The sequence below is a fragment of the Microvirga sp. RSM25 genome (genome assembly GCF_044784385.1).
GTDB lineage: Bacteria > Pseudomonadota > Alphaproteobacteria > Rhizobiales > Beijerinckiaceae > Microvirga > Microvirga tunisiensis.
This window is the reverse complement of the sequence record NZ_CP173039.1, coordinates 5,264,018-5,289,624: the sequence shown is the minus strand read 5'-3', so window position 1 is coordinate 5,289,624 and position 25,607 is coordinate 5,264,018. Positions and strand designations below refer to the sequence as shown.

General features: G+C 64.0%; 15 protein-coding genes and 1 pseudogene. 6 read left to right on the top strand and 10 right to left on the bottom strand.

The window, feature by feature from the left end:
- Positions 1 to 19 precede the first annotated feature (19 nt).
- Entirely contained in the window at positions 20 to 1,096 is a 1,077-nt protein-coding gene (locus ACD578_RS25150; RefSeq protein WP_404289512.1) for a threonine aldolase family protein, read from the bottom strand.
- Positions 1,097 to 1,723: 627 nt separating this feature from the next.
- Here ACD578_RS25150 and gltB point away from each other — a divergent pair.
- Positions 1,724 to 6,385, top strand: a complete 4,662-nt coding sequence (gltB, locus tag ACD578_RS25145; protein ID WP_404294047.1) for a glutamate synthase large subunit — start codon at positions 1,724 to 1,726, stop codon at positions 6,383 to 6,385.
- A gap of 18 nt (positions 6,386 to 6,403) precedes the next feature.
- Positions 6,404 to 7,825 (top strand): glutamate synthase subunit beta, encoded by a 1,422-nt coding sequence (locus tag ACD578_RS25140; RefSeq protein WP_404289510.1) that lies wholly within the window; start codon positions 6,404 to 6,406, stop codon positions 7,823 to 7,825.
- Positions 7,826 to 7,900: 75 nt separating this feature from the next.
- On the opposite strand, the gene ACD578_RS25135 is transcribed toward ACD578_RS25140, so the two are convergent.
- From ACD578_RS25135 to ACD578_RS25125, 3 genes and pseudogenes are all read right to left on the bottom strand, one after another.
- Positions 7,901 to 9,070: a DUF459 domain-containing protein gene (locus ACD578_RS25135; protein ID WP_404289508.1), complete on the bottom strand. Its 1,170-nt coding sequence runs from the start codon at positions 9,068 to 9,070 to the stop codon at positions 7,901 to 7,903.
- Between the two features lie 264 nt (positions 9,071 to 9,334).
- Positions 9,335 to 9,526: a peptidoglycan-binding protein gene (locus ACD578_RS25130; RefSeq protein WP_404294046.1), complete on the bottom strand. Its 192-nt coding sequence runs from the start codon at positions 9,524 to 9,526 to the stop codon at positions 9,335 to 9,337.
- Between the two features lie 111 nt (positions 9,527 to 9,637).
- Positions 9,638 to 10,560 (bottom strand): annotated as a pseudogene (locus ACD578_RS25125) (lytic transglycosylase domain-containing protein); the annotation flags it as partial.
- A 333-nt stretch (positions 10,561 to 10,893) separates the two neighbouring features.
- On the opposite strand from ACD578_RS25125, the gene galU reads away from it, so the two are divergent.
- Both galU and ACD578_RS25115 read left to right on the top strand, forming a co-directional pair.
- Positions 10,894 to 11,760, top strand: coding sequence for a UTP--glucose-1-phosphate uridylyltransferase GalU (galU, locus tag ACD578_RS25120; protein WP_404294044.1), 867 nt, complete (start codon positions 10,894 to 10,896; stop codon positions 11,758 to 11,760).
- Between the two features lie 64 nt (positions 11,761 to 11,824).
- Positions 11,825 to 12,820 (top strand): SIS domain-containing protein, encoded by a 996-nt coding sequence (locus ACD578_RS25115; protein WP_404289506.1) that lies wholly within the window; start codon positions 11,825 to 11,827, stop codon positions 12,818 to 12,820.
- 60 nt (positions 12,821 to 12,880) lie between these two features.
- Here ACD578_RS25115 and ACD578_RS25110 read toward each other — a convergent pair whose 3' ends face one another.
- From ACD578_RS25110 to ACD578_RS25090, 5 genes are all read right to left on the bottom strand, one after another.
- Positions 12,881 to 13,330 carry an NfeD family protein gene (locus ACD578_RS25110; RefSeq protein WP_404289504.1) on the bottom strand — a complete coding sequence of 150 codons (450 nt, stop codon included), beginning with the start codon at positions 13,328 to 13,330 and terminating at the stop codon, positions 12,881 to 12,883.
- Entirely contained in the window at positions 13,327 to 14,313 is a 987-nt protein-coding gene (locus ACD578_RS25105) for an SPFH domain-containing protein (RefSeq protein ID WP_152710378.1), read from the bottom strand. The genes ACD578_RS25110 and ACD578_RS25105 overlap by 4 nt, the downstream gene beginning before the upstream one ends.
- 59 nt (positions 14,314 to 14,372) lie before the next feature.
- Positions 14,373 to 15,434, bottom strand: a complete 1,062-nt coding sequence (hemH, locus tag ACD578_RS25100; protein WP_404289501.1) for a ferrochelatase — start codon at positions 15,432 to 15,434, stop codon at positions 14,373 to 14,375.
- Between the two features lie 142 nt (positions 15,435 to 15,576).
- Positions 15,577 to 17,772 carry a sensor histidine kinase gene (locus ACD578_RS25095; protein WP_404289499.1) on the bottom strand — a complete coding sequence of 732 codons (2,196 nt, stop codon included), beginning with the start codon at positions 17,770 to 17,772 and terminating at the stop codon, positions 15,577 to 15,579.
- Between the two features lie 245 nt (positions 17,773 to 18,017).
- On the bottom strand, positions 18,018 to 19,529 hold the full coding sequence (locus ACD578_RS25090) for a bifunctional metallophosphatase/5'-nucleotidase (protein WP_404289497.1): 1,512 nt from the start codon (positions 19,527 to 19,529) through the stop codon (positions 18,018 to 18,020).
- Between the two features lie 305 nt (positions 19,530 to 19,834).
- On the opposite strand from ACD578_RS25090, the gene ung reads away from it, so the two are divergent.
- The gene (gene ung, locus ACD578_RS25085; protein WP_404289495.1) at positions 19,835 to 20,542 is read left to right on the top strand and encodes a uracil-DNA glycosylase; all 708 of its coding nucleotides are present in this window, start codon (positions 19,835 to 19,837) and stop codon (positions 20,540 to 20,542) included.
- Between the two features lie 103 nt (positions 20,543 to 20,645).
- Positions 20,646 to 21,851 (top strand): aromatic amino acid transaminase, encoded by a 1,206-nt coding sequence (locus tag ACD578_RS25080; RefSeq protein WP_404289493.1) that lies wholly within the window; start codon positions 20,646 to 20,648, stop codon positions 21,849 to 21,851.
- A gap of 124 nt (positions 21,852 to 21,975) precedes the next feature.
- Here ACD578_RS25080 and ACD578_RS25075 read toward each other — a convergent pair whose 3' ends face one another.
- Entirely contained in the window at positions 21,976 to 25,461 is a 3,486-nt protein-coding gene (locus ACD578_RS25075; protein WP_404294042.1) for an indolepyruvate ferredoxin oxidoreductase family protein, read from the bottom strand.
- Between the last annotated feature and the right edge of the window lie 146 nt (positions 25,462 to 25,607).

Here is a 25,607-nt window from a genome sequence, read left to right as displayed (position 1 = left end):
TGCGGCAGGGTTAGGGCAATCACTCGGCGGCTTGGCGCGATACCCCCGAAGAGGCAAGCTCCAGCAGCCTGCGAACGTCCTCTTCCCTAGAGGCCCAGGATGTGACGAGGCGGATCAACACCTCGTGATGGGCAATGCGCTCGGTTTCCGGCAGGCTCAGGTCCGTCCACAGATGGTAGAGGATGCCCGCGGCTTTCAGCACCTGGTCCAGGGTCTTCGGGATGATCGGAAACACCTCGTTGGCCTCGGTCGGCCATGCCAGACGCACGCCGGGCAACTGCCGGAGCCCTTCAGAGAGAAGGGCCGCCATGCGGTTGGCATGGCGCGCATTGTCGAGCCAATGGTCGTCCGCGAAATAGCCCTCGAACTGCGCCGCGACGAGACGGCCCTTGGAGATGATCTGACCGGCGCGCTTCGACCGGTAATCGAGCGCTTCCGCGAGTGCCGGCTTGAACACCACGACGGCCTCGGCCATGAGGCCGCCATTCTTGGTAGCGCCGAAGGAAAGAATGTCGACGCCGCGCTTCCAGGTCATCTCGGCTGGAGTGCAGCCCAGCGAGACGAGCGCGTTGACGAAGCGGGCACCATCCATGTGGAAGGACAGGCCGTGGTCGCGGCAGACCGCTCCAAGCGCCGCGAGTTCATCAAGGCCATAGACCAGACCTCCCTCGCTCACCTGCGAGATCGAGAGCGCCTTCGGCGGCATCTGCTTGACCGCCTTGGGCAGGCTTTTGAGATAGACGTCGACGTCTTCAGCCTTCAGCTTGGCGCCGACACCAGGCAGCCCTGCAAGCTTCGCCCCGTGCATGAAGAATTCCGGCGCGCCGCACTCGTCATCGATGACGTGCGCTTCCCGGTGGCAGACGCAGAGGCCGTAAGGAGGCACGGCGGACGAAAGGGCAAGCGCGTTGGCGGCCGTTCCGGTCGTGACGAAGAACACGGAGACTTCACGCTCGAAAATCTCATTGAAACGCACCCTGATGCGCTTCGAGATCTCGTCGTTGCCGTATGCCGCCATGGTACCGGCATTGGCCTGCATGATGGCTTGAAGAACGGGAGCGCTGGCTCCCACGATGTTGTCGCTCGCGAAGTTCATAAAGGGCTTCCTAGAGCATCGGCTCGGAAAGGGGAATGCCCGTTCTGGGCATGGCCCGGATGCTCCTGCCATCTAGGTAAGTGCTCGCTCCGGCCAGCCGCGGCAACATGTCAAGATCATTGACCCATCGGCGGAGACTTTCGTTCCTAAGCCCCAAAAGCTGCTTTTGTTACATTCGGAGTCATCGACTTGTAACTTTTGTCTAAAATATTTCTAAACCCTCTTGTGCACTGCGCTGAACTCTGGCACCTTGCCTCTATTAGGACAGCGATGCTGTCCCTTTTGGAGTGTCTGCACTCCTTACCTTTCGCCCTGGGGTTTTCTTGATGCTTCGCCTGACGCGAACGAAACGAGATACCAACAAAGCCGCCCGCAAAACGTGGGCGGAACGGGCGACTCTGGGCTGAACTCTGAAAGCCCAAAGGATGCCCGCGAGGAGCGGGCTCCCCTGCCGGACCCAACCCTCGAAAACCCGAAGAAGCGGCGGGCGCCCGGACGATCCGATCATCCGGCGAGCCCAAAAGCCGCCTCAAAGAACCTTGAAGACGTGTTCGGATGTGAGGATCTGCCATGAGCGACGAGCCGACTAAGAGCCTGGAAGCCCAAGTGCCAAGCCGTACGGCCACGATGGCGGATACGGTCAAAGTGGTGCGTGATCCGGGCCTGCCGGCCGCCCAGGGCCTCTATAATCCTTCGAACGAGCAGGATTCCTGCGGCGTCGGCTTCATCGCCGACATGAAGAACCGCAAGACGCACGATATCGTCGAGCAGGGCCTGTCCATCCTGCACAACCTCGACCATCGTGGCGCGGTGGGCGCCGATCCGAAGATGGGCGACGGCTGCGGCATCCTGGTTCAGATCCCGCACAAGTTCTTCGCCGCCGAATGTGCCAAGGTCGGCATCTGGCTGCCCGAGGAAGGCCAATACGGCGTCGGCCATCTGTTCATGCCCCGCGATCCGGAGGGCTTTCAGCTCGTCGAGGAGATCGTCACCAAGGCGATCACCGATGAGGGCCTGCAGGTTCTCGGCTGGCGCGAAGTGCCGGTCGATTCGAGCGATCTCGGCGAGAGCGTGAAGGCCACCGAGCCGCAGCACCGCCAGATCTTCATCGGCAAGGGCAAGGGAATGGACGATGCCGAGACCTTCGAGCGTCGCCTGTTCATCGCCCGCAAGGTCATCTCCAACGCCGTCTACGACATGAAGGACGCGCGCACCGCCGGCTACTATCCGGTCAGCCTGTCCTCGCGCACCATCGTCTACAAGGGCATGGTGCTCGTCACGCAGCTGCGTGACTACTACCTCGACCTGCAGGACGAACGCTTCGAGAGCGCCATTGCCCTCGTGCACCAGCGCTTCGCCACCAACACCTTCCCGACCTGGCAGCTCGCACATCCCTACCGCATGGTCGCCCATAACGGCGAGATCAACACCCTGCGCGGCAACGTGAACTGGATGGCGGCCCGTCAGGCTTCGGTCGATTCCGAACTCTTCGGCAACGACATCTCGAAGCTCTGGCCGATCTCCTACGAGGGCCAGTCCGACACAGCCTGCTTCGACAATGCGCTCGAATTCCTGGTGCGCGGCGGCTATTCCCTGTCGCATGCCATGATGATGCTCATTCCGGAAGCATGGGCCGGCAACCCGCTCATGAACGACGATCGGCGTGCATTCTACGAATATCACGCGGCCCTCATGGAGCCGTGGGACGGCCCGGCCGCCGTGTGCTTCACCGACGGCAAGCAGATCGGCGCGACGCTCGACCGCAACGGCCTTCGTCCGGCCCGCTATCTCGTAACCGATGACGGCCTCGTGGTGCTGGCGTCCGAGATGGGCGTTCTGCCGATCCCGGAGGAGAAGATCGTCGAGAAGTGGCGCCTGCAGCCGGGCAAGATGCTTCTCATCGACCTCGAGGAAGGCCGCATCGTCTCCGACGACGAGATCAAGCAGCAGCTCTCCAACGCCCATCCTTACAAGGAGTGGCTGAAGCGCACGCAGATCGTGCTGGAGGACCTCAAGCCCGTCCAGGCGCGCGAGTCCCGCACGGACGTGTCGCTCCTCGACCGCCAGCAGGCCTTCGGCTACACGTCGGAAGACCTGAAGCTGCTCATGCAGCCCATGGCCGTCACCGGCCAGGAGGCCGTCGGCTCCATGGGATCGGACACGCCGATCTCCGCACTCTCCGACAAGCCGAAGCTGCTCTACACTTACTTCAAGCAGAACTTCGCCCAGGTGACGAACCCGCCGATCGATCCGATCCGCGAGGAGCTCGTCATGAGCCTGGTGTCGTTCATCGGCCCGCGTCCGAACATCCTCGATCTGGAAGGCACATCGCGCCGCAAGCGGCTGGAGGTGCGCCAGCCGATCCTCACCAACGAGGATCTGGAGAAGATCCGCTGCATCGGCCATTTCGAGGACCGCTTCGACACGAAGACCCTCGATATCACCTATGACGCGGAGCTCGGAGCCGCCACCCTCGACGGCGCGCTCGACCGTCTCTGCGACCGGGCGGAAGCGGCGGTGCATGGCGGCTACAACATCATCATTCTCACCGACCGCATGGTTGGCCCGGATCGCATCCCGATCCCGGCGCTGCTCGCCACTGCGGCCGTGCACAATTACCTGATCCGCAAGGGTCTGCGCACCTCGGTCGGCCTCGTGGTCGAGTCCGGCGAGCCGCGCGAGATCCATCACTTCGCGTGCCTGGCCGGCTACGGCGCGGAAGCGATCAATCCGTATCTCGCCTTCGAGACCATCGAAGCCATGCTTGAAGCCGGCGAGCTGCCGGAGGAAGTCGACGCGGACGAGGCGATCAAACGCTACATCAAGTCCATCGGCAAGGGCCTGCTCAAGGTGATGTCCAAGATGGGCATCTCCACCTATCAGTCCTATTGCGGCGCGCAGATCTTCGACGCGGTCGGCCTCCGGTCCGACTTCGTGTCCCGTGACTTCTTCGGCACGGCGACCACCATCGAAGGCATCGGCATGGATGAGGTGGCGGAAGAGAACGTGCACCGCCACCGCGACGCCTTCGGCGACGCGCCGATCTACCGCAACGCGCTCGATGTCGGCGGCGAATACGCTTACCGCCAGCGTGGCGAGGTGCATGCCTGGAACCCCGATACGGTCGCGACGCTGCAGCACGCCGTGCGCCTCAACGCGCAGGACCGCTACCGCGAATATGCCCGTCTCGTGAACGAGCAGGACAACGAGCTCAAGACGATTCGCGGTCTCTTCCGCATCAGGAAGGCGGAAGAGACGGGACGTGCGCCCGTTGCCCTGAGCGAAGTGGAACCGGCCCAGGAGATCGTGAAGCGCTTCTCCACCGGCGCCATGTCCTTCGGATCGATCTCGAAGGAAGCGCACGAGACGCTGGCGCTCGCCATGAACGCCATCGGCGGCAAGTCCAACACCGGCGAGGGCGGCGAGGAGCCGGAGCGTTTCCGTCCCCTGTCGGATGGACGCTCCAAGCGTTCCGCCATCAAGCAGGTGGCTTCCGGCCGCTTCGGTGTGACGACGGAATATCTCGTCAATGCCGACATGATGCAGATCAAGGTGGCCCAGGGCGCCAAGCCCGGCGAAGGCGGTCAGCTGCCCGGCCATAAGGTCGACGCCAAGATCGCCCGCGTGCGTCACTCGACTCCCGGCGTCGGCCTCATCTCGCCGCCGCCGCACCACGATATCTACTCCATCGAGGATCTGGCACAGCTGATCTTCGACCTGAAGAACGTGAACCCGTCAGCCGACGTGTCGGTGAAACTCGTGGCGGAAGTCGGCGTCGGCACGGTGGCGGCAGGCGTTGCCAAGGCGCGCGCCGATCACATCACGATCTCGGGCTTCGAGGGCGGCACGGGTGCGTCTCCCCTCACCTCGTTGAAGCATGCCGGCTCGCCCTGGGAAATCGGCCTTGCCGAGACCCAGCAGACCCTGGTGCTCAACCGTCTGCGCGGCCGCGTGGCCCTGCAGGCCGATGGTGGTCTTCGCACGGGCCGCGATGTCATCATCGCAGCACTCCTCGGTGCCGACGAATTCGGCTTCTCGACCGCGCCGCTGATTGCAGCTGGCTGCATCATGATGCGCAAGTGCCATCTCAACACCTGCCCTGTCGGCGTTGCCACGCAGGACCCGGTACTGCGCAAGCGCTTCAAGGGCTTGCCCGAGCACGTGATCAATTACTTCTTCTTCGTCGCCGAGGAAGTGCGCGAGCTGATGGCCGAGATGGGCTTCACCACCATCGACGAGATGATCGGCCAGTCCGATCTGCTCGACAAGAACTCGGCCATCGATCACTGGAAGGCGAAGGGCCTGGACTTCACGAAGCTGTTCCACAAGCCCGAAGCAGGACCGAACGTGGCGATCAGTCACCAGGAGCGTCAGGTTCACCCCATCGCCAACGTGCTCGACCGCGAGTTCATCGCGCAGGCCGGTCCTGCGCTGGAGAACGGCGAGGCCGTCACTATCGAGGCGCGGGTGCGCAGCTCCGACCGCACCGTAGGCGCCATGCTCTCCGGTGAGGTGGCGAAGCGCTACGGCCATGAGGGACTGCCCGACGACACGATTACCGTGAAGCTGAAGGGCACTGCAGGCCAGAGCTTCGGCGCTTGGCTTGCGGCAGGCGTGACGCTCAACCTCGAAGGCGAAGCCAACGACTACGTCGGCAAGGGCCTCTCGGGCGGCAAGATCATCATCAGCCCGTCGTCTGCCTCGAAGGCGGCGCCGGAGCGCTCCATCGTCGTCGGCAACACGGTCATGTACGGCGCGATTGCCGGTGAAGCATATTTCCACGGCGTCGCGGGCGAGCGTTTTGCCGTGCGCAACTCCGGTGCCATCGCGGTGGTCGAGGGCACGGGCGACCACGGCTGCGAATACATGACCGGCGGCCTCGTGGTCGTGCTGGGACAGACCGGACGGAACTTCGCGGCAGGCATGTCGGGCGGCATCGCCTACGTGCTGGACGAGGACGGTACGTTCACGAAGCGCTGCAACCTGTCCATGGTCGATCTCGAACCCGTCGAGGAGGAGGAGGACCTGATGCGCCGCCTCCACCATCACGGCGGCGATCTGGAGACCAAGGGCCGCATCGACATCATGGCCAACATGTCAGGCCCCGATGAAGAGCGTCTGATGCAGCTCATCACCAATCACCACACCTATACGGGCTCGGCGCGCGCCAAGGAGATCCTGGACAACTGGACGACCTACCGCACCAAGTTCGTGAAGGTCATGCCGGTCGAGTATCGCCGTGCGCTCCAGGAGATGGATCGTCTCCGGACCCTGCAGGCGGCGGAATAAGGATTAAGGGGCAAACCCATGGGCAAGGTCACAGGCTTTCTCGAATACGACCGGCAGGAGCAGAAGTATCAGCTCGCCGGTGAACGCGTGCGCCACTTCCGCGAGTTCACGCTGCCGCTTGACGACAACGACCTGAAGAAGCAGGCGGGACGCTGCATGGATTGCGGCATCCCGTTCTGCCACGGTCCGACGGGCTGTCCGGTGCACAACCAGATTCCCGACTGGAACGATCTGGTCTGGTCCGACGACTGGGAGGAGGCTGCACGCAACCTCCACACCACCAACAACTTCCCCGAATTTACGGGGCGCATCTGCCCGGCTCCGTGTGAGGAAGCCTGCACGCTCAATCTCGAAAACCAGCCGGTCACCATCAAGACCATTGAGCAGGCCATCGCCGACAAAGCGTGGGAGATGGGCTTCGTAAAGCCGGAGCCGGCCGATGTACAGACCGGCAAGCGCGTGGCCGTGATCGGATCGGGTCCTGCCGGCATGGCAGCGGCCCAGCAGCTCGCCCGCGCCGGCCATGAGGTGCACGTGTTCGAGCGCCAGGCCAAGCCCGGCGGGCTGCTGCGCTACGGCATCCCGGACTTCAAGATGGAGAAGTACCACATCGATCGCCGCGTGAAGCAGATGGAAGCGGAAGGCGTGATCTTCCATTGCGGCGTCAATATCGGCGTCGACAAGAGCTTCGCCTCGCTCCACAACGAGTTCGACGCGGTGCTGTTCGCCGGCGGCGCGGAAGATCCGCGCAACCCGAACCTGCCGGGGCAGGATCTCGTCGGCGTGCATTACGCGATGCCGTATCTGACTCAGTCCAACCAGCGTGTCGGCAACGAGGACGTCACGGCGGAACCCATTCTCGCCAACGGCAAGCATGTGGTGGTCATCGGCGGCGGCGATACGGCATCCGACTGCGTGGGCACCGCCTTCCGTCAGGGCGCCCTCTCCGTGACGCAGCTCGACATCCGTGCGAAGCCCCCGGAGCGCGAGGACAAGCTCACCGTATGGCCCTATTGGCCGACCAAGATGCGCACCTCCTCATCTCAAGCTGAAGGCGCGGAGCGCGAGTTCCAGGCTGCGACTCTCGGTGTCGTCGGCAAGAAGGGTCGCGTGAACGGCGTGCAATGCGCCCGCGTGGACGAGAAGCGCCAGCCCATCCCAGGCAGCGAGTTCGTGCTCAAGGCGGATCTCGTCTTCATCGCCATCGGCTTTGCCGGCTCGATCAAGGAAGGCCTGCTGGACGAGTCGGGCGTCACTATCGACCGTCGCGGTAACGTGGTGGCCGACGACAAGAGCTACCGTACGTCGAGCGAGAAGGTTTTCGTCGCCGGCGACATGCGGCGCGGTCAGTCGCTGGTGGTATGGGCCATCCGCGAAGGCCGCCAGGCCGCCCGCTCCATCGACACCTTCCTGATGGGCTCCAGCACCCTGCCGGTCTGATCCATCCGTTTGCCGAAACGAAAGCGGCGGTTCATTTCGCGAAATGAACCGCCGCTTTTTTGTTGTCTGGATGTCTTAAGGATTGGGCCAGCGGAAATCGTCGGCCCGACCGGGCCGGGAGCCCGGTGCGATTCCCACCCGCAAGGCCCGCTGGACCGTATAGGCATTGTCCCCAGTGAGCTTCGGCGGTGCCGATACCAGCGTCCCTCCTGGAGCCACGTCCTGGCGGGTCAGCGGCAGGACAGGTCCGACCAGCGGCTTTGATGGCAGGGGGATCGGTGCAGCCGCATCCGGCGGCGCCGGGAGTGCCGCCTCGATCGAGGGAGCGACAGACCCATCCGCAGGCGTGATATCGGCCGGACCGGGAGCCGCCGCCGTTCCACCCTGCCCCAGAATGCGCTTGATCTCGGTATCGGCGAAGAAGGCGACCTTGCGCGAGCCGGCGCGGGTGAAGAACATGCCCTCGTTGGTGCGCAGCTTGGCAGGCTCGCCGTCCACATCGGGCCCCTCGGCCGTGTAGCGGTTCTCGTCGTCTACGAAACCCGGCCAGATATCGACGTAAGCGCCGCCGCCACGCTGGACGCTTTCCTTGTAGATCTCGTTGATGGCGACCAGATCCTCGGACGCCTTGCTGTTCTTCATCGGCGGCAGGCCGATCCAGACCACGGGAATCTTGCGCTCCTTGAACGTGTTCACGATCGCATCGACGCGCTGGCGGTAGAGGTCCTTCCACCGGTCGGTCAGCGGCTCGACGGACTCCTCGCCTTCCTTGATCGCCTGCCGGTCGCTCGTACCGAGCATCACCACGGCAACGCTCGTCTTCTGTCCGCTATCAAGGGTCGAGTTGATGAAATTGGGCCAATCGGCCGGATCGGTACGGACGAGGCTTGTATCCCTGATCTTGGGAACGACCGCCACATCCTGGTTTTCGGCGAAATGCGCATCGAGCCCTTGGCGGGCAAATCCGGCCAGGGCGTCCCCGAACACCACCACGTAGGTGCTCGGATCGACCTTCGGCTTTTCCTGTTTCGCAACGACCGCCGGTGACGGAACGGACTTGCGCGGCCGCGCGACGGGCGCGCGCGTCGGCTGAGACGGCTCGTCCGGGGCCCCGAAAAAGCGCCTGAGGCTGAAGCCCTGCTGCGGCTGAGGCTGCGCGGGCTGCACGAGTTTTCCGGGATAATAGCCCGGAGGATAGGCCCGCAGATCGCGCTGGCCCTGCGGCTGGTAGCCGGACTGGGCCATGGCCGCACTGCTCCCAAAGACTGCCAGCAGCAGCGCCAGGGACAATCGGCCAAAGCATTGGGCCCAAAAGTGGAATGCGCTTTTGGGGTCCATTCGATGCGCGCTTTCTTGCCGGGGGCATCGTTCGGCGCGGAAAACCGAGGTCACTTTTCGCTGACGCGGACCTCTGGTTCCGCACGATGCGCTGAGGATCGGCACCATGGTCATAGGCGGTTCCATTTCATTTCGGACCAGCCCTGAGTATAGAGCCTTGCGAGAACTCCGTCAGCGGGTCGCGCGCAACTCACGCAAGACCGCGTAATCGGCATAGCCATCCGGGATCAAACCACGACGCAACTGGAAGTTCCGCACGGCCTCCCGGGTCTTGGAGCCGAGCTTGCCGTCCGTATTGCCCTCATAGAACCCGAGGCCGGCGAGTCGCTCCTGCAATTCCTGACGCTGATCCTTGTCGAGCATAGGCTGGTCCTTGGGCCAGGCGCCCTGGATTGGCGATCCGCCCAGGAGCCGGTCGCCGAGATGGGCAACGCCCATCGCGTAGGCGTCCGAGGAGTTGTAGGCCTTGATCACGTCGTAGTTGCGCGTCACCAGGAACGCGGGACCGCCCGCGCCCCCGGCAGGAACAGGCTGGCCTCGCCCGAGCGGGGCATGGCCCGTCCATCAACGCGCCGCACGCCCACAGCCTGCCATCGGGCGAAATCCTGCCTCAAATGCCGGTAATCGAACCCGCGCGGCAACGCCACCTCGAAGCCCCAGGGCAGTCCCGCCTCCCAGCCGTGCTGGCGCAGGTAATTGGCCGTGGAGGCCATGGCGTCGGGCACCGAGAACCAGATATCCCGAATCCCGTCCCGATTGCCGTCAACGGCGAATTTCATGAAGCTCGAGGGCATGAACTGGGTCTGGCCCATGGCGCCGGCCCAGGAGCCCAGCATCTTGGAGCGGTCGATATGCTCGCCTTCCAGGATCTGGAGCGCAGTGAGCAGTTCCTCCTTGAAGAAATCGCCCCGGTAGCCGGTATAGGCCAGGGTCGCGAGCGCCCGCACCGCATAGATCGAACCGGTGAAGCTGCCGAAATTGGTCTCCATGCCCCAGACGCCGAGAACGACAGAGCGCGGAACCCCATAGGTTTGCTCGACGACAGCCAGGGTCTTGGACCATTCGGCCGCCATCTCCTGGCCGCGCTTCAGGCGCTGGGCCGAGATGGCGCCGTTGATGTAGTCCCAGATCGGGCGGACGAATTCGGACTGCTTTTTCGTGAGAGCGATGATCTTGGTATCGGGCTCGACGCCCCGGAACGCCTCCTCGAAGGTCGCCCGCGACACCCCTCGCGCCTTGGCGGCGGGCCAGAGCCCCTGGACGAAGCGCTGGAAGCCGGCTTGGGAGGATTCCTGCGCCTGCACGGGCGGAACGCTACCGCCTGCACCCACGGTGAGACTCAAACCGAGAAGGAGTGCGCCGGAAAGGCGGCACACCAGAGAAAGCGGCTGGCGCATGGAAGTCGCTCACGAACAGGACAGATCTGCCCTGCCAATGCGACACTAAGCAGGTTAACAGCCGGTTGATAGCTCCCCATGTTGGTAGTGCGTCCTTATGTGTCCACGGGCGGGCAGGCTGACTGGCCTCCTCAAAACCGCCTTTGTTGGCAGCTTAACCACAACACGTCAGCTCCAATTCAGGTCGGGAGCCGCAACGAGGCGCATGCAACGCTGGAACATCAGAAGCACTGCCGCGTTGGACGGTGCCGAAGCTTGACAGTTATCGGTTCCCTTTTCCCGGTCCTGACTTAGATTACCCTTCCCTCTTGATGCTCAATCATGGCCCAATCAATGAAGCGTATCCGCAAAGCAGTCCTTCCCGTCGCGGGTCTCGGCACCCGCTTCCTGCCTGCCACCAAGGCCGTTCCCAAGGAGATGCTCTGCGTCGTCGACCGCCCCGTCGTGCAGCATGTGGTGGATGAGGCGCGCGCCGCCGGTATCGAGCATTTCATCTTCGTCACCGGCCGCAACAAGGCCGTGATCGAGGACCATTTCGACATTGCCTACGAGCTGAACCGCACGCTGGAGAGCCGCAACAAGACGAAGGAGCTGGAGCTTCTGGCCAGGGACCAGCCCCAGGCCGGCCAGACGAGCTTCACCCGCCAGCAGGAGCCGCTCGGCCTCGGCCATGCGGTCTGGTGCGCCCGCGAACTCGTGGGCGACGAGCCCTTCGCCGTGATCCTGCCCGACATGCTCAGCCGCGGCTCCATGGAGCAGATGATCGCGGCCCATGACAAGCATGGCGGCAACATCATCGCGGTCGAGGAGGTGCCCGAGGACCAGACGCATCAGTACGGCATCGTCTCGGTGGGCCAGGAATTCGGCCAGACCTTCGAGATCACCGGCATGGTGGAGAAGCCGCCGAAGGGCACCGCACCCTCGAACTACATCATTTCCGGCCGCTACATCCTGCAGCCCGAAATCTTCGACCTGCTCTCCACCCAGGAGCGCGGCGCCGGCAACGAGATCCAGCTCACGGATTCCATGATCCGGCTGATGAAGCAGCAGCAGTTCTTCGGCATGAAGTACCAGGGCAAGACCTACGACACCGGCTCAAAGATCGGCTTCCTCATGGCCAACGTGGCCTATGCCCTGGAACGCGAGGAGCTGTCCGCCGATTTCCGCCGGGAGCTCGAAGCCCTGCTGCGGCAGAAGTAAGCAAGCTCCAGGGATCCTCATGCAAGGGTTCCTCATGGCCGCCCGTCTGTGCTAGAGGGCGGCCATGGCACTTGCACGAACAGCCCCCCTTTCGCCCGATCCAGCCATCGCCTCGGCCCTGCGCACGCTCGAAACCGAGCGGGACGGCCTGACGATCCTGATGGACGCCATCGGCAACGGCCTCGGCCCCGTCTTCACGGCTGCGGTCGAAACCCTCGCGGCGGCCAAGGGGCGGGTCATCGTCACCGGCATGGGCAAATCCGGCCATGTGGGGCGCAAGATCACCGCCACCTTCGCCTCGACAGGCACGCCCGCCCATTACGTCCACCCGGCGGAGGCGAGCCACGGCGACCTGGGCATGATCCAGACGGACGACGTGATCATCGCCCTGTCCTGGTCGGGAGAGACCGCGGAACTCGCCGACATCATCGGCTATTCGCGGCGGTTCCGGGTGCCCTTGATCGCGCTCACCTCGAACGCGGAATCGACCCTCGGACGCGCGGCCGACATCTGCCTCACCCTGCCGAGGGCCAAGGAGGCCTGTCCCAACGGCCTCGCGCCGACCACCTCGACCACGATCCAGCTCGCGCTCGGCGATGCCCTGGCGGTTGCCCTGCTGGAGAAGCGCGGCTTCACGGCAGAGCATTTCAAGGTCTTCCATCCCGGCGGCAAGCTCGGCGCCCGGCTCAAGCTCGTGCGAGACATCATGCACAAGGACGAACGCCTGCCAGTCGTCCGCATCGACGCCCGCATGGACGAGGCCATCGGCGAGATCGGCCGCAAGGGCTTCGGCGCCGTGATCGTGGTGAACGACGATGGGACGCTCGCGGGCATCGTCACCGACGGCGACCTTCGCCGGAATCTCAAGCCCGACCTCATGACCCTTCCGGTATCGGCGATCATGACGAAGACGCCGCGGACCATCGCGCCAGACGCCCTCGTCGCCACAGCCCTGGAGATGGAGGAGGCCTCTCGGATCACGGCCCTGATCGTGGTCGAGGACGACCGGCCCATCGGCCTCGTGCATTATCTCGACCTGCTGCGCGCCGGCGCGGCGTAGAGGTTCTTGCTCGTCGCATTGCCCAGGCGGCGTACCGGTGTCCACTTCGCCTGAAAATGCTTACGGATCGTCGACGACGAGCGTCGAGCCCTCGACCCGCACCACGCGCACCTTGGCGCCAGCGAACCGGTCGGCGCCGGTCACCCGCCAGGAGCTGTCGTCGACTCGGATGCGACCCTCTCCGTCCTTGATGGGGGTCTCGAGGGTGAAGACCCGTCCGACGAGGGACTGGCCGCGCTGATTGAGCGGCGTGGCCTCGGCATCGGGCTGCGTCGTCGAACGGGTGGCGAACCGCCCCAGGATGACCGCTCCCACGGAGAGCAGCGCGAAGAGGAGTGCCGCAGCCTGCCAGGACAGGCCGAGCAGGGCATCCAGCAATCCGGTGGCGATGGCCGCGAGACCGAGCCAGAGGAAGAACGAGCCTGGAGCGAGAAGCTCGACGCCGATCAGGATGACGCCAAGGATGATCCAGGCCCAGGCGCCTAGGCCGATGAACGCGTCGGCGATCATGAGCGCTCGGCTCCGCCGGCGACCGTGGGAACGCTGCGCACGGGCTTGTTGAGACCTGCCCCGCCCTCGCCGAACACGGATTTGGTGAGTTCGGCGATACCACCCAGCGTTCCGGCAAGCCCTGCCACCTCGATGGGCACGATCACTACCTTCTGGTTCGGCGCCGACGCGAGCGCCCGGATGGCGTCGATGTATTTCTCCGCCACGATGAAGTTGGCCGCGGCGAGATCGCCCTTCGCAATGGCCTCGCTGACCATGCCCGTGGCCTTCGCCTCGGCTTCCGCCTGCCGCTCGCGGGCCTCCGCATCGCGGAAGGCCGCTTCCTTCCGGCCCTCCGCGGCGAGGATCTGCGACTGCTTCTGGCCTTCCGCCCGCAGGATCTCCGCCTGTCGCAGGCCTTCCGCCTCGAGCACGGCGGCGCGTTTCTCGCGCTCGGCCTTCATCTGCCGCGCCATGGCGCCGGCGAGATCCTGCGGCGGCAGGATGTCCTTGATCTCGACGCGGGTGACTTTGGCGCCCCAGGGAGACGCCGCCGCGTCCATGACCCGCAAGAGGCGCTCGTTGATCTCGTCCCGGTGGGACAGGAGCTGGTCGAGATCCATGGAGCCGACGACCGTTCGGATATTGGTCATGGTCAGAACCAGCAGGGCTTGGTTCATATCCGAGACTTCGTAGGAGGCCCGGGCCGCGTCGAGGATCTGGTAGAAGGCGGCAGCATCGATGGTGACGCCCGCATTGTCCCGGGTGAAGGCCTCCTGGCTCGGAACGTCGAGCACCTGCTCCATGACGTTCACCTTTTTGCCGACCTGATCGATATAGGGCACGATCAGGCCGAGCCCCGGAGTGAGCGTGCGCGAATAGCGCCCGAACCGCTCCACCGTATAGGCATAGCCCTGCGGAACCGTTCTGATGCCCATGGCGATCGTCACCACCACGACGAGCACCAGAACGATGACGAAGATATCGAAACCACTCAGCGGCATAAGCCCCCCAGGCAACCGAGTTGCAGAGGGCTCACGCTAGCGCAAAGAGGCTTGGAGTCCTAGATCCAACCCTGAAGCTCGCGCTCCACGATGTGGTTGATCACCCGCATGCCGTCATCGCTGTCGTTGAGGCAGGGCAGATAGGCGAATTCCTCGCCGCCGTTGTGCATGAAGATCTCGCGATTCTCGCCGTCGAGCTCTTCCAGGGTCTCCAGGCAATCGGCCGAGAAACCGGGCGCCACGATGGCCATGCGCTTCACGCCGCTCCTTGCGAGCGCCTCCACGGTCTTGTCCGTATAGGGCTGCAGCCATTCCGCCGTGCCGAAACGGGATTGGAAGCTCATGCGGAACTTGTCCGGTGACCAGCCGAAGGTCTCCCGCATCAGGCGCCAGGTCTTCACGCATTGGCAGTGATAGGGATCGCCTTTGAGCAGGTATTCCTTCGGCACGCCATGGAAGGAGACGAGGATCACCTCCGGCTCGAAGGTGAGCTTCGCCAGCTCCTTCTTCATCAACGAGACCACGGAATCGATGTAGACGGGATCGTCGTGATAGGGCGGCGAGACCCGTACAGACGGCTGCCAGCGCATGTCCATCAGCGCCCGGAAGGCCTGGTCGCAGGCCGTCGCCGATGTGGCGGCCGCATATTGCGGATAGAGCGGCACCAGCAGAATGCGGTCGCAGCCCTGATCCAGGAGCGCCTGGATACGCTCGCGCACCTCCGGCTTGCCGTAACGCATGGCCCAATCGACCGTGATCCTGTCGCCGGCAATGGCCTTCAGATGCTCGGTCACCTTCTCGGCCTGGTTGCGGGTGATGGTCTTGAGCGGACCCTCATTGAGTTCGTTGTTCCAGATCGAAGCGTAGTCGCGGCCCTTGGGGCCGGGGCGCTTGGTCAGAATGATCAGGTTGAGGATCGGCCACCAGAGGAGGCGCGGAGTCTCGATCACGCGCCGGTCGGAGAGGAACTCCTTCAGATAGGCGCGCATGGGCCAGTAGCTGGTGCCCTCTGGCGTCCCAAGGTTCAGAAGAAGCACACCGATCCGCCCGGTTCGAACAGCCGGGTGGTCCACCGGGCGCACACCCTGGCGAAGATCCGTCAGACTCACACTCTCATTCATGAAAAGCCCCTTGGCCGCAGGATCCGGGAACCGAATCCCGCTCTCGATGCCGCCCTAGATAGGATTTTCGGACGGTTCCGCCAACAGGACGCCTCATCGCATCGTCGGGATTGATTGCAAGCCGGTCTTGCGCGAAAGCGGGTCAGACGCCCATCTCCGGGAACCGCGCCTGCTTGAGCACGGCATCGATGGCAACGCGCAATCCCGTCGGATGGAAGTCGGTGTCGACTTTGGCGTTGAGCTGAGTGGCCAGCACCCGGTGGAGCAGGCGCGAGCCGAAACCCTGGCGTGTGGGAGCCGAGACGGCGGGCCCTGCCCGCTCCTCCCAGACCAGCTTCAACCGCGTTCCGTCCTCTGCCGGCTCGGCCTCCCAGGATATGGCAACCTTGCCGCCGGGGATCGAAAGGGCACCATATTTGGCAGCATTGGTGGTCAATTCGTGGATTGCCATGCCGATGGGTACGGCCGCCTCGGAGGGTAGATCCACGGCGGGACCGTTGAGAACGATCCTCTCGCCCCTGGTATCGTTGTAGGGCCGGAGTTCCTTTTCCAGGATCTCGCGCAGGGATGCAGTCTGCCACACGGCTTCGGTCAGCAGGGAATGCGTGTTGGCAAGCGAGATGATGCGCCCGACGAACGCCTGATAGAAGTCGTCGATGCTGACCGCAGAGCGCGCCGTCGCGCCCACCACCGCCTGAACGGTGGCCAGCGTATTCTTCACCCGGTGATGGAGTTCGCGGATCAGCAGGGATTGCTGGGTCTGGGCCTGCTTGCGCTCCTCGATCTCGCTCTGTGCATTGCGGTAGAGGCGGCTGTTCTCGAGCGCGATGGCCGCCTGGGCCGTCAGGCCCGCCAGCAGGCGCTCGGAGCGCCGGTTGAACATTCCCGCCCTCTCGTGCCCGAAGACGAGGATGCCGTGTGTCTCTCCGGTCCGCAGAACCACGGGAACGGCCAGGATGCTGCGGATCACGGGCGTATCCGAAGTGGCATCCAGCGTAAAAGGCGTACCGTCATGTCCCTGCTCGATGGCAATATTGTCCAGGAGGATCGCCTTGCCTTCCTGGAAAGCTGGCGCGCCGATGTCCCGGATGTTCAGGGCGGCGAAAGTATCGCGGAGACCTGCGGGCTCGAATTTCCCGTAATGCTCTTTCCCACCCTGGGATGCGCCGCAGAAGAAGGCGCCGAACTGCGCTTCGGTCAACTCGATTCCGGCGTCGACAACGCTCTCGATGATGCGGTCGAGGCCCAGTTCGGCCGCAAGAACGCTGCCCGTGCGGTTGAGAATTTCCAGCGCTGCGGTTTCCGTGCGCAGCTCGCTTGTCCGCAGCGCCACCTGCCGCTCGAGCAGGGCTGCATCGGCGGCCTGTTCGTGGAACTGCTCGGAGGCCAAGGCCGTCAGCGCGAGCAAGGCAAAAAGGGCGATCAGGGCGAAAGCGCCATAGAGCCGCGTCTGGACGAACCAAGGCGTCCAATAGGCATCCTCCGGCATGCTGACATTGAGATAGAGCGGCATCGCGCCGACCTGACGATAGGCTCCGGCACGCTCCTGACCCATGCTGATGAAGGGGTAGAGGCCGGCCTGGGAGGCTGAACCAAGCGCCGTGTCGAAGGCTGACTTGTCGATGGGTGCGAAGGAGAGACCATCGGGCGGCGGAGGATACTGGGCGATCACCGTTGCATCGGAGGCGCGCAGGAGAGCGACCCGGCTGCCTTTCGGCAGTCGGATCTTCGACCAGTAATCGTAGAAGTAGGACAGGGAGACGGTGACCGCTGCGATGCCGCCGAATTCCGCGCTTCCATTCTGGAGGCGACGGCTGATCATGAAAGTCGGCGTCTTTGTCACACGCCCGAGAATCGGTTCGCCGATGAACAATCCCTGATCGCCCGCCGCCTGAGCGCTGAAGGCATCGCGCCCGGACACGTTCGACGATGGCGTTGGAAACTGTTCCGATGTGAGGCGCAGGCGTCCGCTCGGATCGTTGAGCCAGACATCCTCGATGAAAGGCAGCGCCGCCTGGATGGCATGAAGCTGCTGCCAGAGAGGCTTCGAGGTTTCGATCTGGTCCCAGCTCTGCCCCTGCATCAGGGCAGCGGCCTGTTTCAGGGTCAGGTCCGTGACCTCCAGAAGCCTGGCCGTATGATCCGCCAGGAAGAAGGCTGCATTTCTGAGGTCATCCTCATTGCGCTGGATCAGGCGGTTGCGCTGCTCCCAGGCGATGTAGCCGAAAGTCAGGAGAATGAATGCAACGCCGAACAGGCCCATGAACAGGGTCAGCCGACCGCGCGCGAGGGAACGGCGACGCCGCTTCTGGGACAGGCTGATCGATTCTGGGCGCATGTAATATTGCAAGGAGAGATCGCTTTTGAGTGGGAGATTCGCCGTTGCGCGGCCAGAATGGCACAGCAGACGCCTTTGATGGAGAGGGAATTTACGCCTCGAAATCCTATTGACCAGAGGCGGGCGAACTATCGTGTTGCGGACGGGTAAAAAATGCGCCCGAACGTCACGTCGGCAACATCGTCCCATGAAAATGCCGGAGCTCGTGAGAGCCCCGGCCCAAAGAAGAGAAGTTGTCGGTCGGATCAGCGCAGGACGACGCGGCCCTCGACCTTCGGCGCGACCTTGCCGGCCTTGGCGATGTAGTCGATAACCTGTGTCGCCATGAGCTGGCTGGCGGATACGTCGACGAGCGACTTGGCCTCGGTGAACACTCGGTATCCGTCGCCGCCGCGGGCCATGAAGTCATTGGTGGCAAGCTTGTAGGTCTTGGCCGGATCGAGTGGCTGGCCGTTGATCTTGACCGACTTCACACGGCTGCCGACCGGCTCCTTCACATCAACTTCCGCCACGATGCCGGAGACCTGAGGGAAGCGGCCGCCCAGCTCGCGAACCTGGCTGACGCCGTTCTCGAGCGCAGCCTTGATCTGGGCGCCGGTGACCTCGAGCAGAACGGTGGTGTTGCCGAAGGGCATTTCGGCCAGGATGTTGCGGCGGGTCAGCTTCTGACCGGCCTCGTACTGCTTGTCGGCACGCAGACCGCCGCCATTGGTGATGGCCACATCGGCGCCGACCGAGGCTCTCAGCGCATCGGCCACGAGGTTGCCCATGGCGGCTTCGCCTCCGCGCACCGTGGCGCGGCGGCTGTCGAGGGGCGTTTCCGTCACGCCGACCTCCACGTCGAGCTCCTTGGAAAGCTTGTCCTCATAGCCCTTCACCACGGCCTCGATCTCCGGATCGGGCGTGACGGTGGCGCTGTCGACGATGCGGAAGTTCGGCGTCCAGGTGACGGTAGTCTTGCCATCCTTCGTCGCCTTGGTGACGGCGAGCTCGACCACGTTGATGTAGTTGGCTTGCGATTCCGATTCCGTCAGGGCGACCTTGCCGTCGTAGAAGGCGAGCAGGTGCTCGTCATGGCCGCCAATGATCAGATCCACACCGGCGGAGCGGGCGATGATCATGTCGACTTCGAGCGGCGTATGGGCGACCGCGACGACGATGTCGGCGCCCTTCTCGCGCAGCTCCTTGGCCTTGGCGCGCGCCGTGTCGATGGTAGAGGAGAACTTGATGGTTCCGGGGCTCGACGCGATCGGGGTGTCCTCGGTGGTGAGGCCGAAGAAGCCGATCTTCACGCCCTGCACCTCGACCATCTTGTCGGGCTTTGTGTTGGCCGGTAGGCCATTGCCGTCGACGATGTTGGTAGCGAGCACGTCGAACTTGGCCTCGGCCATGCGGGCGCGGAAGGCTGCGTCGCCGAGGTCGAATTCGTGGTTGCCGGGCGCCATGGCATCGACGCCCATACGGTTCAGGATGTCGATGATGTGGGCACCCTTGTCGAAGCCCGACAGGAGGGAGGGCGAGATGGTGTCGCCGGCATGGACAAAGAAGGCATTGCCCTTCGCCTTCTCCTCCTTGATGACGGTGGCCAGCTTGGCAAAGCCGCCGCGGCCCTTTTCGGCGCTCATGCGGTCGATGTCGTTGGTCTGGACGAAGCGGATGGTCACGGCTTCCTGCGCCAGGGCGGTGCCCGACAGAAGCATGGACAATCCGAGAAACCCGGCGCGAAACGCAGCGGAAGGGCGGCTCTGAAACATCATGAAAGTCCTCGTAGCAGGTTGGAACCATGGGTGAAGGCCATGGAACCTAGACCGGCAACGTGTCACAGAAGTAACATCCTGTCGACGGCCTCAGCGCCCAGATCAGCGGCACCTCTGATGTCTTTTTCAGCGACAGCGCATCGTACTAAAAAGGGGACCCGGTTTTCCGCTTCGAACGATGCGCCGCTTAAGAAACTGGGCGTCGGGTGGGTCCCGGACGAGGATCCAACCGATGCTCCTGCGGCCAACCGATTTAGCCGGCGCAGCCACAGAGCCTGCACCATACTGAAAGGCATGCCTTCTTCATGACTGGCCCCATCAGCCAAGCCCTCGCCGACTTCCGCACCAAGCCCCAGGCTGCCCGGTGGCTTCAGCTGCCGTTCTTCCAGGATGGAAGCGCTGAGACCGTGGCCGCCAAGGTCGATGCCGTCGTTGCCTCGGGCGCGCAGGTGCTGCCTCCGCCCGAGGCCGTGTTCACCAGCATCTCCCTGACGCCTCTCGACAAGGTCAAGGTGGTCGTCCTCGGCCAGGATCCCTACCCGACGCCGGGCGATTCCCACGGGCTCGCCTTCTCCTATCGCGGCTCCCGGCGACTGCCGGCCTCGCTGCGCACGATCCTGGCCGAGATGGCGGAGGATTTGAGCGTGCCGATGCCGAAATCGGGCGATCTGTCGAAATGGGCGAAACAGGGTGTGCTGCTCGTCAACACTTCACTCACGGTCGAAGCCGGACAATCGGGAGCGCATATGAAATTCGGCTGGTCGGCCCTGGTCGATCAGGCCATTGCGGCCATCTCGGCGCAGCAGCCCGCTGTCGTTTTTCTGCTCTGGGGCGGCCCGGCCCGCAAGCGGGCGGCGCTGGTGGACCGGACGAAGCACCTCGTGATCGAGGCCGGACACCCCTCCCCGCTCAACCGGCTCAACGACTTCAGAGGGACCCGTCCCTTCAGCCGCGCCAATGCCTGGCTCGTCGAGAAGGGGCTGGAGCCGGTGGACTGGCGGCTGGACACGTGAGTTTCCATGAAGAACCTTGCCGAGAAGGCACCGGAGGGGCTAGGTCTCGCGGCATGAACGATGCAGCCGCGAACCTGCTGCCGCGACGGTCTTGGAGATCAGCATGACGGAATCCCTGTTCGGACAGGTCGAGGCGTTCGCCGGCGACCCGATCCTCTCCCTCAACGACAGCTTCAAGGCCGATCCTCGGGCCGAGAAGGTCAATCTCAGCATCGGCGTCTATACGGATGAGAAGGGCCGCATCCCGGTGCTCGGCGCGGTGAAGGCCGCCTACGAACGGAGCGGGTTCGCCGAGCGGCCCTATCTTCCCATGGAAGGGCACGCGCTCTACCGCGAGGGCGTGCAGAAGCTCGTCTTCGGCGACAGACATCCGGCGCTTGCCGCGAAGCGCGTCGCTACGATCCAGACTCTCGGCGGCACGGGTGCGGTGGGCATCGCGGCCGACTTCCTGGCCAAGCACTGCCCCAGCCGGACCGTTCTCGTCAGCGATCCGACCTGGGAGAACCATCACGGGCTGTTCCAGCGGGCGGGCTTCAAGACCACGACCTATCCCTATTGGGATCGCACCAACCGGTCCGTTGATTTCGACGGCATGGTCAAGGCGCTCGAGGCGGCGGAGAACGGCTCCATTGTCGTGCTCCAGCCCGTCTGCCACAACCCGACCGGCGTCGATCTCGACGAGCGCCAGCAGGCCGCGGTCAGCGACGTGCTTCTCGCCAAGCGCCACATCGTCGTGTTCGACATGGCCTATCAGGGCTTCGGCACCAGCCTCGACGACGATGCCGCCTTCGTGCGCCGCTATGCGGAGCGCGCCAGCTGCCTCGTGGCCAATTCCTTCTCGAAGAATTTCTCGCTCTACGGCGAGCGCTGCGGCGGCCTGAGCGTCGTCTGCCGCGATGCGGACGAAGCCGAGCGCGTGCTCGGGCAATTGAAGCTCGCCGTTCGCCGCAGCTATTCGAGCCCGCCGATGACCGGTGGACTTCTCGTGGCCACCGTGCTCGGCAACGACGACCTGCGCGCGCAGTGGGTGAGCGAGGTCGAGACCATGCGCGCACGCATGGATTCCATGCGCAAGCTCCTCGCCGAGCAGATCCGCGCCCTGTCGAACGAGGTCGATGTGGGCTTTCTGCTCAATCAGCGCGGCATGTTCAGCTACACGGGGCTGAGCACACAGCAGGTCGACGTCATGCGCGAGCGGGACGGCGTCTACCTCGTGGGCTCCGGCCGCATGTGCGTGGCGGGGCTCAACGAGGCGAATGTGCCGAAGGTCGCGAAGAGTTTTGTCGAGGTGAGCCAGGCGAGGGGTTGAGTTTCTCGCATCTCAGACGTCATCACCGGCCTTGTGCCGGTGATCCCGATGACTTGAAGCGCAGCGCCTCATAGGATCGGGATGGCCGGGACAAGCCCGGCCATGACAAGAACCGTTTTAGCTATCACTCCGCCGCGACCGGCAGTGGCTGCGGCTCGGTGCGGAACTTGGCGAGGAGATCTGCCTCCTCCGCCTTCGCGGCTTTCAGGTTGCGATCCTTGATGTGACCGAAGCCGCGGATCTTTTGCGCGATGTTGGCAAGACCGACGGCCACCGCATGATTGTCGGCATTCAGCTTCGTCACGATTTCCTCAATCAGCCCCTCGAACTCACGGACGAGCTGGCGCTCGGCGCGGCGCTCGTGGGTATAGCCGAAGACGTCGAGCGGTGTGCCGCGCAGGAGCTTCAGACCCGCGAGGACGCGGAAAGCCTTCATCATCCACGGCCCGAAGCTCATCTTGCGCGGAAGGCCCGTGGCCGGGTCCCTCCGTGCGAGCAGCGGCGGCGCGAGATGGAACTCATAACGCAGGTTCTCGCCCTCGAAGGCTGACGCGACCTGGCGTTCGAAATGGCCGTTCGTGTAGAGGCGCGCCACTTCGTATTCGTCCTTGTAGGCCATGAGCTTGAACAGCGAGCGCGCCACCGCGTCGACGAGCGCGGTCGAGCCGGGGACAACCTTGTCCTCCGCCCCGCGGATGCGCTCGACGAGACTGCGATAGCGCCGGCCATAGCGCTGGCTCTGATAGTCGGACAGGAACGCCACGCGCCGCTCGATCACCTCGTCGAGGGTCTCGGACAGTTTGCGCGATTCCGCCGGCGCCTTCAGCTCGCTCATCATGGCGGTGATGAGATCGGGCTCGAACGCCGCACGGCGGCCCCACGTGAAGGCGGCAAGATTCATCTTCACCGCCTCGCCGTTGAGCTCGATCGCCTTCTCGATGGCAGCAGCGGAGAGCGGAACGCGGCCGGTCTGGTAGGCATAGCCCAGCATGAACATGTTGGCCGCGATGGCATTGCCGAGAAGCGCCGTGGCGATCGCCGTGGCATCGACGAAGGACACGCCGTCTGGACCCGCGGCTGACTTGATCGCGCGCTTGAGACGTTCCGTCGGCAGGGAGAAATCGGCATTGCGGGTGAACTCGCCCGGCATCACTTCCGCTGTGTTCACCACGAGCGCCGTCTGCCCTTCCTTCACGGAGGCCAGCACTTTCTTCGTGCCCGTCACCACGAGATCGCAGCCGAGCACGAGATGGGCCGATTCCGCGCTCACGCGGATGGCATGGATATCGTCCTGGTTGTTGGCGAGCCGCACATGGCTGTAGACCGCACCGCCTTTCTGGGCGAGGCCGGCCATGTCGATCATGCCCAGGCCCTTGCCTTCGAGATGCGCCGCCATGCCGAGGATCGCCCCGATGGTCACCACGCCCGTGCCGCCGATGCCGGTCACGATCACGTTGAAGGTGCGGTCGATGGCGGGAATTGCCGGATCGGGCAGCGGCTTGAACGTCACGCCTTCCGCCGAGACGGTTTCGGGAACGGCCTTCCTGATCTTGGCGCCATGCACCGTCACGAAGGAGGGACAGAAGCCGTTGACGCAGGAAAAATCCTTGTTGCAGTTCGACTGGTCGATCCGGCGCTTACGGCCGAACTCGGTCTCCACCGGCTGCACGGCAACGCAGTTCGACTGCACCGAGCAATCGCCGCAGGCCTCGCAGACGAGATCGTTGATGATAACTCGCTTGTCCGGATCCGGGAACTCGCCCCGCTTGCGGCGGCGGCGCTTCTCGGACGCGCAGGTCTGATCGTAGATCATCACCGTCACGCCGGGAATTTCAGCCAGCTGGCGCTGAACGGAATCGAGCTCGCTGCGGTGATGAATCGTCATTCGGTCAGGCCAACGGATCTCCTTCGGATATTTGTGCGGCTCGTCGGTGACGAGGGCTATGCGATCCGCGCCTTCCTCGCGCACCTGACGCGCGATCATGTCGACGGTGAGCCCGCCCTCATGCTTCTGCCCGCCGGTCATGGCGACCGCGTCGTTGAAGAGAATCTTGTAGGTGACGTTGGTCTTGGTGTGGATCGCCCAGCGCAGGGCCAGGATGCCCGAATGGTTGTAGGTGCCGTCACCGAGATTCTGGAACACGTGGCCGCGCTTGGAGAACGGCGCCTCGCCGATCCAGTTCGCGCCCTCGCCGCCCATCTGCGTGAAGCCCTCGGTGGAGCGGTCCATCCACTGCACCATGTAGTGGCAGCCGATGCCCGCATAGGCGCGCATGCCTTCCGGCACCTTCGTCGAGGAATTGTGCGGACAGCCGGAGCAGAAATGCGGCACGCGGGTTGCCACGTCGCCCGTCGTCGCCAGCACGTCCTGCGCATGGCGAAGCCGCGCGACGCGGCCGCGCAGATCGTCGTTGTTGTGATAGGCGAGCAGCCGCTCGCCGATGACGATGGCGATGTCGTTGGAATCGAGTGCGCCCTTCACGGGGAAGAGCCAGCGGCCCTCCTCGTCCTTCTTGCCGATGCAGAGCGGCTGGTTGGCGGTGCCGTAGAGCTCCTCGCGCAGCTGCACCTCGATGAGGGAGCGCTTCTCCTCGACGACGATAACCTTGTCGAGACCTTGCGCGAAATCGACGAGTTCGCGCTGCGAGAGCGGCCAGGGGCAGGCGACCTTGTAGAGGCGCAGGCCCATGTCGTTGGCCTTGACCTCATCGAGGCCGAGCTCGTCGAGGGCCTGGCGCACGTCGAGATAGGATTTGCCGACGGTGATGATGCCGATCTTCGGATTGCGGCCGCCGGAGAGAACGATGCGGTTGAGATTATTGGCGCGGACAAACGCCAGCATGGCATCGCGCTTGAAGTCCTGAAGCCGTGCCTCCTGATCGAGCACGCCGTCGCGGTTGCGGATGTTGAGGCCGCCGGGCGGCATCGTGAAATCATCGGGCAGGACGATCTTCACGCGGTCGAGCGACGCGTCGACGGAAGCGGTCGACTCGATGTTGTCCTTCACGCATTTGAAGGCGACCCAGGTGCCGCAGAAACGGCTCATGGCATAGCCATAAAGTCCGTAATCGAGAATCTCCTGAACGCCTGCCGGGTTCAGGATCGGGATCATCACGTCGACGAAGTGGAATTCGGACTGGTGTGCGACGGTCGAGGATTCCGCCGTATGATCGTCGCCCATGAGGGCGAGCACGCCGCCGTGTTTCGACGAGCCTGCCATGTTGGCATGGCGGAACACATCGCCTGAGCGGTCGACGCCAGGGCCCTTGCCGTACCAGAGGCCGAAGACGCCGTCATACTTGCCGTCGCCGCGAACTTCAGCCTGTTGCGAGCCCCAGATCGCCGTGGCGGCGAGTTCCTCGTTGAGGCCGGGCTGGAAGACGATGTTCGAAGCTTCCAGCCATTTCCGGGCGCGCCAGAGATTCTGGTCGAGGCCGCCGATGGGCGAGCCGCGATAGCCGGACACGAAGCCGGCCGTGCTGAGGCCGGCGAGCCGATCCCGCTCGCGCTGCATGAGCAGCATGCGGATGACGGCCTGCGTGCCGGTGATGAAAACGTTTTCCTTGGAAAGGTCGTACTTGTCGTCGAGCGTTACGTTACGGAGCGCCATATGACCGTCGGTCATTTCCCGTTTCCTCCTGGGGCCTTTGCCCCGCTGCCGGTATGCCGGTCTTCATCTTATGAGATATGTCAGTAATGCTGACATAAATGCCGGAATGCGTCAATCGAGCCTCTCGAGCAGGCGCCTTCGTTTCG

Bases quoted from the DNA above. Each gene is read 5' to 3' on its own strand.
- ACD578_RS25150 (WP_404289512.1), bottom strand. From the start codon at position 1,096: ATGAACTTCGCGAGCGACAACATCGTGGGAGCCAGCGCTCCCGTTCTT.
- gltB (WP_404294047.1), top strand. From the start codon at position 1,724: ATGGCGGATACGGTCAAAGTGGTGCGTGATCCGGGCCTGCCGGCCGCC.
- ACD578_RS25140 (WP_404289510.1), top strand. From the start codon at position 6,404: ATGGGCAAGGTCACAGGCTTTCTCGAATACGACCGGCAGGAGCAGAAG.
- ACD578_RS25135 (WP_404289508.1), bottom strand. From the start codon at position 9,070: ATGGCCCAGTCCGGCTACCAGCCGCAGGGCCAGCGCGATCTGCGGGCC.
- ACD578_RS25130 (WP_404294046.1), bottom strand. From the start codon at position 9,526: ATGCTCGACAAGGATCAGCGTCAGGAATTGCAGGAGCGACTCGCCGGC.
- galU (WP_404294044.1), top strand. From the start codon at position 10,894: ATGAAGCGTATCCGCAAAGCAGTCCTTCCCGTCGCGGGTCTCGGCACC.
- ACD578_RS25115 (WP_404289506.1), top strand. From the start codon at position 11,825: ATGGCACTTGCACGAACAGCCCCCCTTTCGCCCGATCCAGCCATCGCC.
- ACD578_RS25110 (WP_404289504.1), bottom strand. From the start codon at position 13,330: ATGATCGCCGACGCGTTCATCGGCCTAGGCGCCTGGGCCTGGATCATC.
- ACD578_RS25105 (WP_152710378.1), bottom strand. From the start codon at position 14,313: ATGCCGCTGAGTGGTTTCGATATCTTCGTCATCGTTCTGGTGCTCGTC.
- hemH (WP_404289501.1), bottom strand. From the start codon at position 15,434: ATGAATGAGAGTGTGAGTCTGACGGATCTTCGCCAGGGTGTGCGCCCG.
- ACD578_RS25095 (WP_404289499.1), bottom strand. From the start codon at position 17,772: ATGCGCCCAGAATCGATCAGCCTGTCCCAGAAGCGGCGTCGCCGTTCC.
- ACD578_RS25090 (WP_404289497.1), bottom strand. From the start codon at position 19,529: ATGATGTTTCAGAGCCGCCCTTCCGCTGCGTTTCGCGCCGGGTTTCTC.
- ung (WP_404289495.1), top strand. From the start codon at position 19,835: ATGACTGGCCCCATCAGCCAAGCCCTCGCCGACTTCCGCACCAAGCCC.
- ACD578_RS25080 (WP_404289493.1), top strand. From the start codon at position 20,646: ATGACGGAATCCCTGTTCGGACAGGTCGAGGCGTTCGCCGGCGACCCG.
- ACD578_RS25075 (WP_404294042.1), bottom strand. From the start codon at position 25,461: ATGGCGCTCCGTAACGTAACGCTCGACGACAAGTACGACCTTTCCAAG.